Below are 14,620 nucleotides of genomic sequence, written 5' to 3'. Positions count from 1 at the left end.
TGTATCGGTCAGCGAATGGGTCACCGTCAGCGTGTGGGCCTTCAGATCGAAGTCCACCGCCTGCACGCCCGCCAGTGGCTCCAGCATCGAGCGCAACTGGCGCTCTTCGCTGGGACAGTCCATCTCCTTGATGAAGTAGATGACCTGCTGCGGCGCGGGTTCCACGACCGCCCGCATGCCGATGTCGTGCAGCGCGCGCAGGATGGCGTTCTGTCCAGCTGGTTCGTGTGTGACCTCAAGGCGGCGACGGGTCAAGTCGAAAGCCATATCCCGGACGCCATCGACCTGCGCCAAGCGCTTGCGAATCTGAGCCTCCTCGCTGGGGCAATCCATGTTGGCTATCCCGAAGTGGGTCACGAGTGGCTCAACGGTCGCCGCTGCGCTCATGGCGCTCGCTGAACAGCACGCCGTGGTGCAGGAGGTTTCGGTGTCTGCTTTCATGGATCGATCCGTTCTTCTTCAAGAGTCAGGTGGTGAGACGGGCCAGCTTTGCCAGTCTCCGCGCAGGAGAGCCAAAGCGCAGACGCCGACAGCGTTGCGACAGGTGCCGTTCCCCTTGTGCTTTCATTTACAAGGGCTATTTCACACCTTGGAGTAGCTCCAAGGTCAAGCGGCTACGATGCATGTCCTGACAACATGTGAGTGTTCTGCGATGAAAATTGGCGAGTTGAGCCACGCCACCGGCGTGGACACCGACACGATCCGGTTCTACGAGAGGACGGGGGTGTTGCCGCCGCCAGCTCGGCAGACCAATGGATACCGGGTATACGGGACGGAACACATCGATGGACTGTCCTTTGTCCGCCACTGCCGGGCCTTGGACATTCCTCTGGCCGATGTCAGGCGGCTCCTGAACTTCACATCCCGTCCGGATGAGGATTGCGCGGACATCAACCGGCTGGTCGACGAGCAGATTGCGAGGGTGCGTGCCCGCCTGACCAGCTTGAAAGCACTGGAAAGGCAACTGACGACGCTGCGCGCCCGCTGCTCCGCAGGACATCAAGCGAAAGAGTGCGGCATCCTTGGCGAGCTGGTCTCTGCAGCGCAGCGGGAAGCGTAGTCAAACAGATCTATCGATGGCGCAGGGCAAGACGCCTGTGCGCAAGCACTGGCAGCAGGCGAAGGCTGTGTTGACATGCGCCGGCAAGACCGCCTAAACTACGTACCAAACAACAGACATAGAGTCTTTTCGTCGTTCGATCGCCTGAGCCATTCTTTTCCCCATGCCGACCCATGCATTCACCATACGCAAACTCGCCGACGCGGCAGGCGTTGGCGTGGAGGCGGTGCGCTATTACCAGCGCGGTGGATTGCTGGCTGCGCCGGATCGCGTGGACGGCGGCTTCCGGCAGTATTCGGAGGACGATGTCCGTCGTCTGCGCTTCATCAAGCGGGCTCAGGCATTGGGGTACTCGCTGGAGGACATCGCCGAACTGATGTCCTTGAGTACCAAGCGTGATCGGCTGCGCGTGCGGGAAATCACCCGCGAACGCATCGCGGAGATCCGGGAGCGCGTGGCCGACCTGCAGTCGATGGCCTCGGCGCTGGAAAATCTGGCCGATTGCTGCGCCAAAGCGCCAGAAGGTTCGGCCTGTTCGATCATCGCCGCGCTGACCGGGGAGCAGGACTTAGATCCGGCCATCGCCGATCCGAGCCTCGTTGCGCAGGCAAGCGTTGCCGGCCGACGCAGATCCGTGCGGCCGGGCGCTGAAGCCTATCACCGCACTGATGGGGTGGCCGCATGACGATGACGCGCATGTTCAGGCGATTCGTCTGCCGGCTGATGCTCGGTGTGCTGGTCTTCGGCCAGTTGGCCATCGCTGCCTACGCCTGCCCCGCACTGTCGGGCATGCCGCAGTCGCTTCCGACGATGGCCCTGAATGCGTCGGCCGCGGCGATGCCCGGTGATGAGGCCGGTGCTGCGATGGCCGTGTCGCCCGACATGGTCGCAACGTCAGACATGGCCGCCATGGCGAGCTGCGACCAAATCGACGACAACGCCGCCAACTTGTGCGTAGAGCACTGCCGTTTCGGCCAGCAAAGCGCCGACCATGCGTCGGCCCCGACCGTACCCGCGGCGCTGCTGACGACCCTCTACACCCTTCCGGTGCAACCCGAGCCTCTCGGGCATGGCTGGCCTTCGGCCGACGTGATATTCCGGCGCGTCGCGGCGTCTCCGCCGCACGCCATCCTGCACTGCTGTTTTCGCATTTGATCTCCTGACGCTGGTGCGGCCGGCCTGAGCCGGCTGAACCAGACCGATCGGTCGCGCTTGCGCGTGTCCGCGAGTTTCCGCTCGCCCCCGCCAAGCTCCATTCGACCTGATGGCATTCGTCAACTGGAGATCCCATGTTCATCGACTCTTTTTCTTTCCGCACGCCGGGCGGCGCTGTGCCATGGCGCAGGCTTGCTGCCGGCATCGTTGCGGCATTCGCCATGGGCGCCGGTGCAGCCCATGCCGCCGACGGCCTGACGCTGGATCAGGCGCTGCGCCTGGCACAAACCCGTTCTCGCGCGCTCGTGGCCCAGGATGCGACGGCATCGGCCGCACGGGACATGGCGGTCGCCGCCGGACAGCGGCCAGACCCCACCCTCAAGCTCGGCATCAACAACCTGCCCGTCAACGGCGCGGATCGGTTCAGCCCGACGCGCGACTTCATGACCATGCGCTCCATCGGCGTGATGCAGGAGTTCACACGCGAAGACAAACTCAAGGCCCGTGCCGGGCGCTACGAGCGCGAGGCCGAAGTCGCCGAGGCCGGGCGCAGCCTGGCGCTCGCCAACCTGCAGCGCGACACCGCCTTGGCCTGGCTGGACCGTCTCTTCCAGGAGCGTGTGCGCGACATGCTGGTGACCCAGCGCGACGAAGCGCGCCTGCAGATCGACGCCGCTGATGCCGCCTACCGGGGCGGGCGCGGCACGCAAGCCGATGTGTTCGCCGCCCGTTCGGCGGTCGCCCAGATCGACGACCGCATCGAGCAGGCCGAGCGCCAGGTCGCCACGGCCCGCACGCAACTGGCGCGCTGGATTGGCTCCGTCGCAAGCGATCCCCTGGGCTCGGTTCCGGCATTGGATACGGTTCGCCTGAGCCCGCAGGATTTGGAAGCCCAGTTGGCCCACCACCCTGAAATCGCCGTGATGCAAAAGCAGGAAGAGGTCGCGCAGGCCGAAGCCGACATCGCGCAAGCCAACAAGAAGACCGATGTGAGCGTCGAGCTGATGTACAGCCAGCGCGGCCCGGCCTACTCGAACATGGTCTCGCTCAATGTTTCGATCCCGCTGCAGTGGGACCAGAAAAACCGCCAGGACCGCGAGCTGGCCGCCAAGCTCGCCAGTGTCGAGCAAAAGCGCGCCGAGCGCGAGGAAGCCACGCGCGCCCATGTGGCCGAGGCACTGGCGATGCTGCAGGAATGGCGCAGCGACCGAGAGCGCCTGGCGCGCTACGACAGCTCGCTGCTGCCACTGGCCACCGAGCGCACGCGCGCCTCGATCGCCGCCTACCGCGGCAACGCGGGCACCTTGACCGCGGTGCTAGAGGCACGCCGCGCCGAGATTGACACGCGCGTCGAACGCTTGCGCCTGGAAATGGGCGCGGCGCGCCTGTGGGCACAACTGAACTACCTGGTGCCGGCTGGTCACGACACGGCCGCACCCCGCCCCTGAGCACAACCGAGAGACCTCCCATGAAAACCAAAAACCTCGTGATGGCCCTCGTCGCCGCCGGCGTGCTGGGCGCCGCCGGCTACGGCCTCTACACCCTCGGCATGCGCCACGGAGCCGACATGCCGGCCACGCCTTCGAATCCCAGTGGCATGGCATCGCCGCAAGCGGCGACTCCCGCTGTTGCTGCGCCTGCCAATGAGTCGGGCGAGGACGCCACGCGGCGGCATATCGCGGCCGGCCTCAAGGCCGGCGACGTCGATCCCGCCAATGGCAAGAAGATCCTGTACTACAACGATCCCATGGTACCGGCGAACAAGTTCGACAAGCCGGGCAAGTCACCCTTCATGGACATGATGATGTCGCCGGTCTATGCCGACGGGGATGCAGATAAGGGAAACGTCACTGTCAGCTCGCGCATCCAGCAGAACCTCGGCGTTCGCACCGCCGAAGTGACCGAAGGCACGCTGTCGCCGCAGGTGTCGGCGGTGGGCAGCATCGCCTTCAACGAGCGTGACCAGGCGATCGTGCAAGCGCGTGCCACCGGGTACGTCGAGCACCTGTACGTGCGTGCCACGCTGGACCCGGTCGCCAAGGGGCAACCGCTGGTCAGCCTCTATGTCCCGGACTGGGTTGCTGCGCAGGAAGAGTTCCTGTCAGTACGGCGCATGAAAGGCACGGACCTGGGTGGGCTGGTCGACGGTGCGCGCCAGCGCATGCGCCAGGTCGGCATGGACGATGCCCAGATCGCGCTGGTCGAGCGCAGCGGCAAGACCCAGCCACGCATCACGCTGAGCGCGCCCATCGGCGGCGTGGTGGTCGAATTGCTGGCGCGTGAAGGCATGACGGTGATGCCGGGCGCGACGCTGTTCCGCATCAACGGCTTGTCCACCGTGTGGGCCAACGCCGAGGTGCCCGAGAGCCAGGCCGCGCTGCTGCGCCCGGGCGCCAAGGTGCAGGCCCGTAGCCCGGCCGCGCCCGGCAGCAGCTTCGATGGCAAGGTGCAGGCGATCCTGCCCGAGGTGAATCCGAGCACGCGCACACTGAAGGCTCGCCTGGAGCTCGCCAATCCTGGCAGCCGGCTGGTACCGGGGATGTTCGTCACGATGAACTTCGTGGACATGCGGCCCGACAAGACGCTGCTCGTGCCCACCGAGGCGGTGATCCAGACCGGCAAACGCACGGTGGTGATCGTGGCCGAAGACAACGGGCGCTTCCGTCCGGTCGATGTCGAGGCGGGCCTGGAGAACAGTGGCCAGACCGAGATCAAGCGCGGCCTGTCGGCGGGGCAGCGCGTCGTCGTGTCCTCGCAGTTCCTGATCGACTCGGAGGCCAGCCTCAAGGGTGTCGAGGCCCGCTTGAACAGCGAGCCGGCCGTGGTTGCCCCAGCTTCGCCTTCGGCCCCGGTGGCCGCCAGCGCGCCACGGCATGTCGGTGAGGCCAAGGTCGTCAGCGTCGGCAAGGACGCGTTGACCCTGTCGCACGGCGCCATTCCCACAATGAAGTGGGGCCCGATGACGATGGACTTCAAACTGCCGCCCGACGGCGCGGCGCGCAACGTGCAGGTCGGTGATCGCGTGCGCTTCGAGTTCTTCATGGGCGCGGACGACCTGCCGCAGCTCACGCACGTCACGCCGATGGCGGCCGGAGGCAAGCCATGATCGCCAAGCTGATCCGCTGGTCCATCGCCAACCGCTTCCTCGTGCTGCTGGCCACCTTGGCACTCAGCGCCTGGGGCATCTATGCGGTACAGCGAACGCCGCTGGACGCGCTGCCCGACCTGTCGGACGTGCAGGTCATCATCCGCACCACCTATCCGGGCCAGGCGCCGCGCATCGTCGAGAACCAGGTCACGTACCCGTTGACGACGACGATGCTCTCGGTGCCGGGCGCAAAGGCGGTGCGCGGCTACTCGTTCTTTGGCGACTCCTTCGTCTACGTGCTGTTCGAGGACGGGACCGACCAATATTGGGCGCGCTCCCGCGTCCTCGAATACCTCAACCAGGTGCAGTCGAGGTTGCCGGCCCAGGCTAAGGCCTCGCTCGGTCCGGACGCTTCCGGCGTGGGCTGGATCTACGAGTACGCACTGGTCGACCGCAGCGGCAAGATGGACATCTCGCAACTGCGCGCCCTGCAGGACTGGTTCCTCAAGTACGAGCTCAAGACCGTGCCCGACGTGGCCGAGGTTGCCTCGGTAGGCGGCATGGTGCGCCAGTACCAGATCGTGCTTGATCCGGACAAGCTCGCGGCCTACGGCATCCCGCACACCAAGGTCGTGGAGGCGATCCAGCGCGCGAACCAGGAGACCGGCGGCTCGGTGCTCGAACTCGGCGAGGCCGAATACATGGTGCGCGCCTCGGGCTACCTGGGGAGTCTTGAGGATTTTAGGAAGGTGCCGCTGATGACGACAGCCGCCGGCGTATCAGTGCGCCTGGGCGACGTGGCCCGGGTGCAGATCGGTCCGGAGATGCGCCGCGGTATCGGCGAACTCAATGGCGAGGGCGAAGCCGTCGGCGGCGTGATCGTCATGCGCTCAGGCAAGAACGCGCTGCAGACCATTGCCGCGGTCAAGGACAAGCTCAAGGGCCTGGCGTCCAGCTTGCCGCGGGGCGTGGAGATCGTGCCGGTGTACGACCGCTCCGGGCTGATCGAACGCGCGGTCGACAACCTCACGCACAAGCTGATCGAGGAGTTCATCGTCGTCGCGGTGGTCTGCTTCATCTTCCTGTTCCACCTGCGCTCGGCGCTGGTCGCGATCATCTCTCTGCCCCTGGGCATCCTGGCGGCGTTCATCGTGATGCACTACCAGGGCGTCAACGCCAACATCATGTCGCTGGGGGGTATCGCGATCGCCATCGGTGCGATGGTCGACGCGGCGGTGGTGATGATCGAGAACGCCCACAAGCATCTGGAGCACTGGAGCCATGAGCACCCCGGCGAGGTGCTCGAAGGGCCGGCCCGGTGGCGGGTCATCGGTGACTCGGCGGCGGAGGTGGGGCCGGCGTTGTTTTTCTCGCTGCTGATCATCACGCTGTCCTTCGTGCCTGTGTTCACGCTGGAAGCGCAGGAGGGACGCCTGTTCTCGCCGCTGGCGTTCACCAAGACCTACGCCATGGCGGCTGCGGCCGGCCTGTCGGTGACCTTGATTCCGGTGCTCATGGGCTACCTGATCCGTGGCCGCATCCCCGATGAGAAAAACAATCCACTCAATCGCCTGTTGATCGCGGTCTACCGGCCGCTGCTCGACAGGGTGCTGCGCGCCCCAAAGCTCACGCTCGTGGTGGCGGTCGTGGTGCTGGCCACCAGCCTGTGGCCGCTGCAGCACATCGGCGGCGAGTTCATGCCGCGGCTGGACGAAGGTGACCTGCTGTACATGCCTTCGGCGCTGCCGGGACTGTCGGCAGGAAAGGCGGGAGAGCTGCTGCAGCAGACCGACCGCCTGATCAAGACGGTGCCGGAGGTCGCGAGCGTCTACGGCAAGGCCGGCCGCGCGGAGAGCGCCACCGACCCCGCTCCGCTGGAGATGTTCGAGACGACGATCCAGTTCAAGCCGCGCGACCAGTGGCGCGCCGGCATGACGACCGACAAGCTGGTCGAGGAACTTGACCGCATCGTCAAGGTGCCGGGCCTGTCCAACATCTGGGTGCCGCCGATCCGCAACCGCATCGACATGCTGGCCACGGGCATCAAGAGCCCTGTGGGGGTTAAGGTCGCGGGCACCGACCTAGCAACCATCGATCGCATCACCGCAGAGATCGAACGCACGCTCAAGGACGTGCCCGGCGTCAGCAGCGCTTTGGCCGAGCGGCTCACGGGTGGGCGCTATGTGGATGTGAACATCCGGCGCGACGATGCGGCCCGCTACGGCCTGAACATCGCCGACGTGCAGTCGGTGGTCTCGTCCGCCGTGGGCGGCGAGAACATCGGCGAGACGGTGGAAGGCCTGCAGCGCTTCCCGATCAACCTGCGCTACCCGCGCGAGATGCGCGATTCGCTGGAAAAACTGCGCTCCCTGCCCGTCGTGACCGAGCGCGGCCAGCGCCTGGTGCTGTCCGACGTGGCCGACATCCGCATTGCCGACGGGCCGCCGATGCTGCGCAGCGAGAACGCGCGCCTGTCGGGCTGGGTGTACGTCGACATCCGGGACCGCGACCTGCGCTCCGCGGTGCAGGACATGCAGCAGGCCGTGGCCAAGCAGGTAAAGCTGCCGCCGGGCTACTCAATCTCCTGGTCGGGACAGTTCGAGTTCCTGGAGCGGGCCACCGCCAAGCTCAAGGTAGTGGTGCCCTTCACGCTGCTCATCATCTTCGTGTTGCTGTACCTGACCTTCGGCGCGTTCGGTGAAGCGCTTCTGATCATGGCTGCGCTCCCATTCGCGCTGGTGGGCGGCATCTGGCTGCTGTACCTGCTGGGCTACAACCTGTCGATCGCGGGTGCGGTGGGCTTCATCGCACTGGCTGGCGTGTCCGCCGAATTCGGCGTGATCATGCTGCTGTACCTCAAGAACGCCTGGCAGGAGCGAGTCGGCCGCGGCACGACCAGCGAGGCCGATCTGCTGAATGCCATTCGCGAGGGCGCCGTGCTGCGCGTGCGGCCCAAAGCGATGACGGTGGCCGTCATCCTGGCCGGCCTGCTGCCGATCATGTGGGGCACGGGCACCGGCTCCGAGGTGATGCAGCGCATCGCCGCGCCGATGGTGGGAGGGATGGTCACGGCCCCGTTGCTGTCGATGTTCGTCATTCCCGCGGCCTACCTGTTGATGCGGCGGCCGCGCGAGCGCAAGGCATCGCGGCGGATGTTCTGGAGGCGTCGTCATGCGGCCACTTGAACGCTCCGGTGGCGGCCGCGCATGGGGTGCGGCGGTGCTTTGCCTGTCGCTGCTGCTGGGCACAGCGACACGCGCTGCCGTTTCCGCCCAGGAGATTCAGCACGCCGGCCCGGTGATGACGGCAATGGTGGCCTCGCGCCCGTTGCCCAGCAGCGCCGACGATTGCCAGGTATGCCCGGCTTGTGCCATCGCACCGGCACCAGCGGCTCACGCATTCACCGGCGAAGGCGAAGCGCGAGAGCAGGCTCCGGTGGCCTGGCTCGCGCTTGCGACGGTGGCGCCGGCGCCGACCTGGTTCTTTGATGCGGGAGGCGGTCGACTGCGATGGCCTGTACGCCTAGCGTTCTGCCGGTGGCTGGATTGATCCGATGAGGCTCCTCTCGGACTTTTTGGATCAACCAACCTTGGAAAACCATCATGAAAAAATCACTGCTCCCCCTCATCGCCGCCCTGGCGCTGGGCGCTTCTCTGCCTGCACTGGCCGGCCCCGACTTCCAGGCCATCGAGAAGGCACGCGCAGCCAAACAGGCGGCAGCAGCATCGCAAACGGCCAGTACCACCCGAGTCGACGGCACCACAGGTCAGCGGGTGAACTGCCCGACCGACCCGCTGGTGCTGCCGCTGGATCACGGCCCGCGTGCCCAAACGACGCCTGGAGAAAACCGGATGCGCAAGGCGCGTTACGAGGCCCAGGTCAAGGCATGCACGAACCCCGGGTCGTGAGCACCAGCCCATGACTCTCCAACGCTGGCCATTCCCAGTGGCCGCGTTCCATCCGGGGCCTGCCAGAAGGCCGGCCCCATTTTTAAAGCTCAGAAAAGGAAATCCATCATGAAACTCGTCTCAACCGCAACGCTGATCGCCGCCTTGGCGTTTTCTGCTGCCACCTTCGCCCAATCCGGCGACATGGGCAGCATGAAGATGGAGGGTAAGGGCATGCAGGAGTGCATGGACATGAAGGGGATGAAGGGCATGGACATGAAGGACATGGATGCCAAGAAGTGCCAGGACATGATGAAAGGCATGGACGCCAAAGGCACCGCCAAGTCCGCGGCCCATGAGGCCGATGCCGTGGTGAAGGAATTTGACGCGGTCCAGGGCAAGGTCACCCTTGCGCATGGCCCCGTCAAGAGCCTGGGGTGGCCCGCGATGACCATGGCGTTTGGCGTCAAGGACAAGGCCCTGTACGACAAACTCGCCGTGGGCGCGAAAGTCCACGTCGGGTTCAAGAAAGAGGGTGACGGCTACGTCGTGACCTCGGTCAAATAACGCGCCGCAGACGATGTGAGCCTGCGACTACGGTGAACGCGCACGCGTTTCGTAGTCGCATCCTTCCTGCAAATTGATCAAGGTGATCAGCATCGTCACCCAAGGCGTTTTTCTGTTTCACCGCAGATGCAGGGCGATCCCGGCCACTGGAGCATGGCCGGCCACGCTGTCGTGCTGCGCATTGAACCCCTGCGGGTTTCGCCCCATGCGGGCTCTCATCGCTGACACCTCCGGCCCAACTTGCTGACCAGGGCCTGCGCGCTGCGCTTGCCAAGACCGGGTGTAGCTGGATGGTGGGGTGTGGCGGCTTGCTGTCTCCCCATGGTGCCACGGCGTTCGCGCCGTAAAGGGCGGCGCGCCATGGGCGCTTGCGGCCTGCGGCCGTCGTGCCCCTTGACGGCTTGCGCTGCGCCGTGACCCGCAGGGGCTGGGCAATTCCGCCCGGCATCCTTTCAGGAGTTCAGCATGAACTACGCATTCATCACCGACGAGCAGCGTGCGCTGCTGCTGGCCAACGGCCGCGCATCCTTGGAGAACCCGGACTTCGATCCGGCGCCCGTAGTCAAGCTGTTCACGCCCGATGCGGGCGCGACCTGGCTGCTGACCGAGATTGATCCCGACGACCACGACCACGTCTTTGGTCTTTGCGACCTGGGCCTGGGGATGCCGGAAATCGGCTGGGTCAGCCTGGGCGAGCTGGCAGCGGTGCGCGGGCGGCTGGGGTTGCCGATCGAGCGTGACCTGTCTTTCCGCGCCGAGAAGCGGTTGAGCGCCTATGCGCGCGATGCGCGCTTGGCCGGGCGGATCGCTGTCTGACCTGGCCTTGGGAGCGCCGCAAGGCGCTCCTTGTGCTTTCTCGACCATCGAAGGAGATCAATGCCATGAGCAGCCATCACGACTACATCATCGAAATCACGGCGCAGCACGATGCGCTCAAGCCGTTCGCGCCGGAGAACGGCCAGCCCTTGCGCTTCAAGATCGGCGACGCGGTGATCTACACCAACGAGTACGGCGCACAGTTCCGGCGCCGCGTCACCGGGTTCTACCAGCCCACCGGGCTGTCGGGTCTGTACGCGCGCGGTGCGCGATACCTGCTGGACTCGTCATCGCCGTGGATGCCGGTTGCGGAATCCAGCCTGCGTCCTGACGACTCGGCATGATGCCTACGCGCCCCTGACGGGGCGCTGCGCGCTTCGCTTGCCTCCAGGGGAAAGCCCTGCGGGCTATCCCCGCCGCGCGATGCTTGGCACCCCTCAAAGACCGCCGAACCGGCTGCGCCGGATCGGCCAGACAACATCAGCCGCAGATCGACGATGCCTCGCGTTTGCTCATCCTGATCCAGTTGTTCATTCCACTTTGAAGGCTGGGCGTCCCCGGCCACCTGGGAGATAGCCGGTCGCGCTGTCGTGCGCGTGGCGCATCGAGCCGCCTGCGGCGTCTCGCCCCTTCGGGCTTCCATCGTTCCCTCGCTCCGCTCGGCTGACGCCTCCGGCCCGGCTTCCAGCTTCGGGCCTGCGCGCTTCGCTTGCCGTGCGGTCGGTGTGTAGGGACGGCCGTTGCCATGTCCAGCCGTCTTCCCTGACTTCATCACCTTCACCGCGACTGTAGCCCGCGGCTGTGTGCCGTCAAGGCGCGCAGGGCCGTGTCCTCGGCTGCGCCTGCGGGCCGCACCAACCCTGCGCTTGTCTCCTTGACGGCCCCCGTCCGCGCGCTCCTGACCGTCGCGGGCGATGAACTCAGGAAGGACGGTGGCAACAGGGCCAACCGGGTTCCTCGTGCCGACCGCACCGAACAGCCGAAAGGCTGGGCTCCGAATCTAGGAATCCGGTGTGCGGTTTTCTTCAACAGCCTTTTTGTTCAGGAGAACGACATGCTTGCAACCCGTTTCGCTTCCCACTCCCCGGCGCTGCGCAGCGGCTACCCGCTGTCCGATGACCAGATTCGCAGGGTGGCCCCGTCCATCTTCGCGGATGCACCGCATGAGAGCCGTTCCGAGCGGTACGCCTATATCCCCACCGCCGCCGTGCTGACCGAACTGCGCAAAGAGGGGTTTCAACCCTTCATGGTGACGCAGACCCGCGTGCGCGATGAAGGCAAGCGCGAGCACACGAAACACATGCTGCGCCTGCGCCATGCCAGCCAGATCAACGGCGCGGAAGCTAACGAAATCGTGCTGCTGAACTCCCATGACGGCACGAGCAGCTACCAGATGCTGGCCGGAATGTTCCGCTTCGTGTGCAGCAATGGGCTGGTGTGCGGTGACACCGTGGCCGATGTGCGCGTACCCCACAAAGGCAACGTGGCCGGGCACGTCATCGAAGGCGCTTATGAGGTGTTGAGCGGCTTCGAGCGGGTGAAGGAATCGCGCGACCTGATGCGCGGCATCACCTTGGACGATGGCGAATCGGAGGTGTTCGCCCGTGCTGCGCTGGCGTTGAAGTACGACGACCCGGACAAGCCAGCGCCTGTCACCGAATCGCAAATTCTGATGCCGCGCCGCTTCGACGACCGCCGCCCGGACTTGTGGAGCGTGTTCAACCGCACTCAAGAAAACCTCACCAAAGGCGGCCTGTCCGGGCGCAGCACCAACGGACGCAGGCAGCAGACCCGCCCCGTGCAGGGCATTGATTCCGACATTCGGCTGAACCGTGCCCTGTGGCTGCTGGCCGATGGTATGCGCCAGCTTAAGGCTTGAACCGTTCCCCCGCCGGAGGGGCGGTTCCCCTCCATTTCCTTGTTTCACTTATTGGAGATTCACCATGAACGCCGTTACCACTACCGAAGCCCGCGCCGTCCACACCGCAGCCAGCAGCGCAGCGAACGTGCTGCAAGCCGCCGACCCGAGCAAGCACATGATTCTGGTTCCGCTGTCGCGGCTGGTGCTGCGCCCCACGGGCCGCAATGTGCGCAAGACCCCGCGCATGTCCATCCCCGAACTGGCCGCGAGCATCCAGCGCGTTGGCCTGCTGCAAAACCTGATCGTGATTCCCGCCGCTGATGGCGAGCATTACGAGGTGGTGGCCGGTGGCCGACGCCTTGCAGCCCTCAAGCTGCTGGCGAAGAAACACCGCATCGCCAAGGATTGGGAGGTGCCTTGCCTGCAGGTGGCCGATGGCACGGCCCGCACGGCCAGCCTCACCGAAAACGTGCAGCGCGAAGCCATGCACCCCGCAGATCAGTTTGAAGCGTTTGCGGCATTGGTGGCCGAGGGCCGGCCCATCGAGGACATTGCGGCGGATTTCTCCGTCACGCCGCTGGTGGTGCAGCGCCGCTTGAAGCTGGCGAATGTCTCGCCCCGCCTGATGGCCGACTATCGCGCCGATGCCGTGACGCTGGATCAGTTGATGGCGCTGTCCATCACCGACGACCACGCCGCGCAGGAGGCCGCGTTCTATGATGCGCCACAGTGGCAGCGCAACCCGTCCAACTTGCGCGAGCGGCTGACCGAGCGCGAGATTGGGGCATCGCATCCGCTGGTGCGCTTTGTCGGGTTGGACACCTACGAGCAGGCAGGCGGAGGCATCCGCCGCGACCTGTTCGCGGAAGGCGATGCGGGCGTGTACCTCAACGATGCCGCTCTGCTGGAAACGCTGGTGCGCCAGAAGCTGGCGAGCATTGCCGACACAATCCGCACCGAGGGCTGGGCATGGGTGGATGCCACGCCGGGCGTGACCCATGCCGACCTGCACGCCTTTCAGCGTGCGCCGAGGGAGCGCCGCGCACCGGGCAAGCGCGACGCACAGCGCATCGAGAAGTTGCAGGCCAAGATGCAGGAAGTGGCCGAAGCCATTGATGCCGCGATGGACGCCGACGACGAGGACAAGGCCGAAGCCTTGCAGGAAGAAGGCGAGCGCCTGGGCGAGCAGTTGCAGGCATTGGAGGATGGCTTGCTGGACTATGCCGCGAGCGTGAAGGCCGCAGCCGGTGCCATCGTCACCATCGACCGCAACGGCGAAGCCGTCATTCATCGCGGGTTGCTGCGCGAAGCCGAGGCCAAGGCGCTGCGCACGCTGGAGAAGCTGCGCCAAGGTTTTAGCGGCGCGGAAATCGAAGGCGACGACGACGGCGAAGATGCCGACGAAGCACCCAAGGCCGCAGCCATGTCCGACCGGCTGGCCCAACGCTTGAGCGCCCACCGCACCGCCGCGCTGCAAACCGAAGTCGCCCGGCATCCGCAGGTGGCGCTGGCGGCGCTGGTGCATGGCATGGTGCAAACCATCTTGCAGGGCAGTCACTACGGCCACGATCTGCCGCTGGGGGTTCGCCTCACGGTGCAGGACAGGCTGGAAGGCATGGCCCCGGACTGGCCGGAATCGCCTGCTGCTGTGGCTCTGCACGAGGCGCAGCAGGCATGGGGCGAGAAGCTGCCCGAGGACAGCGCCGAACTGTTCGCTGCGCTGCTGGCGATGGAGCAAGGCGAACTGGTCAAGCTGCTGGCCGTGTGCGTGGCTTCGACGGTGGACGTGGTGACGCCGCGTGCCACGGTGCAGCAGCCGGGCGCGGAACTAGCGCAGGCCGTGGGGCTGGACATGGCCGCGTGGTGGCAGCCGACTGCCGAGGGGTATTTCCGGCATGTTCCAAAGGCCGTGATTCTGCGAGCCGTGGGCGAGTACGCGCCCGAGCACGTCACCCGGTTGGCAAAGCTGAAGAAAGCCGACATTGCCAGCGAAGCCGAACGACTGGCCGATGGTACGGGCTGGATGCCCGCCATCTTCAAGGCCATAGGCTCGCAGGGAGCTGCGCAGGAGGAAGGCCCGGAACAGGACGCCCCGGAGGATGCCGAGGTAATGGCGGATGAACCCGCCGAGGCGCTGGCTGCTTGACCCGCGCCAATGGCAATCGCCCCGGCCTTGACCGGGGCGC

At 65.8% G+C, this 14,620-nt stretch carries 13 protein-coding genes; 12 read left to right on the top strand and 1 reads right to left on the bottom strand.

Going from position 1 to position 14,620, the window contains the following annotated elements; genetic code table 11:
* On the bottom strand, window positions 1–333 hold a 333-nt coding region (locus tag Q0D45_RS03650), incomplete at its 3' end, for a cation transporter (protein WP_366946333.1).
* A gap of 319 nt (window positions 334–652) precedes the next feature.
* Here Q0D45_RS03650 and cadR point away from each other — a divergent pair.
* The 12 genes from cadR to Q0D45_RS03590 all read left to right on the top strand — a co-directional run bounded on the left by cadR (window position 653) and on the right by Q0D45_RS03590 (window position 14,580).
* Window positions 653–1,060, top strand: coding sequence for a Cd(II)/Pb(II)-responsive transcriptional regulator (cadR, locus tag Q0D45_RS03645; protein ID WP_016451579.1), 408 nt, complete (start codon window positions 653–655; stop codon window positions 1,058–1,060).
* A gap of 163 nt (window positions 1,061–1,223) precedes the next feature.
* Complete coding sequence (locus Q0D45_RS03640) at window positions 1,224–1,745, top strand: MerR family transcriptional regulator (protein ID WP_012202409.1); 522 nt, start codon at window positions 1,224–1,226, stop codon at window positions 1,743–1,745.
* The gene (locus tag Q0D45_RS03635; protein ID WP_012202408.1) at window positions 1,742–2,215 is read left to right on the top strand and encodes a hypothetical protein; all 474 of its coding nucleotides are present in this window, start codon (window positions 1,742–1,744) and stop codon (window positions 2,213–2,215) included. Before Q0D45_RS03640 ends, Q0D45_RS03635 begins: the two co-directional genes overlap by 4 nt.
* Window positions 2,216–2,349: 134 nt before the next feature.
* Window positions 2,350–3,663, top strand: coding sequence for a TolC family protein (locus tag Q0D45_RS03630; protein ID WP_016451578.1), 1,314 nt, complete (start codon window positions 2,350–2,352; stop codon window positions 3,661–3,663).
* A 20-nt stretch (window positions 3,664–3,683) separates the two neighbouring features.
* Entirely contained in the window at window positions 3,684–5,321 is a 1,638-nt protein-coding gene (locus Q0D45_RS03625; RefSeq protein WP_016451577.1) for an efflux RND transporter periplasmic adaptor subunit, read from the top strand.
* Entirely contained in the window at window positions 5,318–8,488 is a 3,171-nt protein-coding gene (locus tag Q0D45_RS03620) for an efflux RND transporter permease subunit (RefSeq protein WP_016451576.1), read from the top strand. Before Q0D45_RS03625 ends, Q0D45_RS03620 begins: the two co-directional genes overlap by 4 nt.
* A gap of 417 nt (window positions 8,489–8,905) precedes the next feature.
* A complete protein-coding gene (locus tag Q0D45_RS03615; RefSeq protein ID WP_016451575.1) occupies window positions 8,906–9,211 on the top strand; it encodes a hypothetical protein in 306 nt (101 codons plus the stop codon).
* A 108-nt stretch (window positions 9,212–9,319) separates the two neighbouring features.
* Window positions 9,320–9,757 (top strand): copper-binding protein, encoded by a 438-nt coding sequence (locus Q0D45_RS03610; protein WP_016451574.1) that lies wholly within the window; start codon window positions 9,320–9,322, stop codon window positions 9,755–9,757.
* A gap of 465 nt (window positions 9,758–10,222) precedes the next feature.
* On the top strand, window positions 10,223–10,573 hold the full coding sequence (locus Q0D45_RS03605) for a DUF2958 domain-containing protein (RefSeq protein ID WP_012202402.1): 351 nt from the start codon (window positions 10,223–10,225) through the stop codon (window positions 10,571–10,573).
* A gap of 65 nt (window positions 10,574–10,638) precedes the next feature.
* Window positions 10,639–10,917: a hypothetical protein gene (locus tag Q0D45_RS03600; RefSeq protein WP_012202401.1), complete on the top strand. Its 279-nt coding sequence runs from the start codon at window positions 10,639–10,641 to the stop codon at window positions 10,915–10,917.
* Window positions 10,918–11,627: 710 nt separating this feature from the next.
* Window positions 11,628–12,452: a DUF932 domain-containing protein gene (locus Q0D45_RS03595; protein ID WP_012202400.1), complete on the top strand. Its 825-nt coding sequence runs from the start codon at window positions 11,628–11,630 to the stop codon at window positions 12,450–12,452.
* A gap of 64 nt (window positions 12,453–12,516) precedes the next feature.
* Window positions 12,517–14,580: a ParB/RepB/Spo0J family partition protein gene (locus Q0D45_RS03590; protein WP_016451573.1), complete on the top strand. Its 2,064-nt coding sequence runs from the start codon at window positions 12,517–12,519 to the stop codon at window positions 14,578–14,580.
* Window positions 14,581–14,620 lie beyond the last annotated feature (40 nt).

Origin of the sequence: Nevskia sp. (assembly GCF_023266035.1) — a bacterium.
In the GTDB taxonomy this organism is placed as follows: Bacteria; Pseudomonadota; Gammaproteobacteria; order Nevskiales; family Nevskiaceae; genus Nevskia.
Note: the sequence above shows the minus strand (reverse complement) of the source record. Positions and strands in the feature narration are given on the sequence as shown.

Excerpts from the sequence above, each read along its gene's own strand:
- cadR (WP_016451579.1), top strand. The coding sequence starts at position 653 with ATGAAAATTGGCGAGTTGAGCCACGCCACCGGCGTGGACACCGACACG.
- Q0D45_RS03640 (WP_012202409.1), top strand. The coding sequence starts at position 1,224 with ATGCCGACCCATGCATTCACCATACGCAAACTCGCCGACGCGGCAGGC.
- Q0D45_RS03635 (WP_012202408.1), top strand. The coding sequence starts at position 1,742 with ATGACGATGACGCGCATGTTCAGGCGATTCGTCTGCCGGCTGATGCTC.
- Q0D45_RS03630 (WP_016451578.1), top strand. The coding sequence starts at position 2,350 with ATGTTCATCGACTCTTTTTCTTTCCGCACGCCGGGCGGCGCTGTGCCA.
- Q0D45_RS03625 (WP_016451577.1), top strand. The coding sequence starts at position 3,684 with ATGAAAACCAAAAACCTCGTGATGGCCCTCGTCGCCGCCGGCGTGCTG.
- Q0D45_RS03620 (WP_016451576.1), top strand. The coding sequence starts at position 5,318 with ATGATCGCCAAGCTGATCCGCTGGTCCATCGCCAACCGCTTCCTCGTG.
- Q0D45_RS03615 (WP_016451575.1), top strand. The coding sequence starts at position 8,906 with ATGAAAAAATCACTGCTCCCCCTCATCGCCGCCCTGGCGCTGGGCGCT.
- Q0D45_RS03610 (WP_016451574.1), top strand. The coding sequence starts at position 9,320 with ATGAAACTCGTCTCAACCGCAACGCTGATCGCCGCCTTGGCGTTTTCT.
- Q0D45_RS03605 (WP_012202402.1), top strand. The coding sequence starts at position 10,223 with ATGAACTACGCATTCATCACCGACGAGCAGCGTGCGCTGCTGCTGGCC.
- Q0D45_RS03600 (WP_012202401.1), top strand. The coding sequence starts at position 10,639 with ATGAGCAGCCATCACGACTACATCATCGAAATCACGGCGCAGCACGAT.
- Q0D45_RS03595 (WP_012202400.1), top strand. The coding sequence starts at position 11,628 with ATGCTTGCAACCCGTTTCGCTTCCCACTCCCCGGCGCTGCGCAGCGGC.
- Q0D45_RS03590 (WP_016451573.1), top strand. The coding sequence starts at position 12,517 with ATGAACGCCGTTACCACTACCGAAGCCCGCGCCGTCCACACCGCAGCC.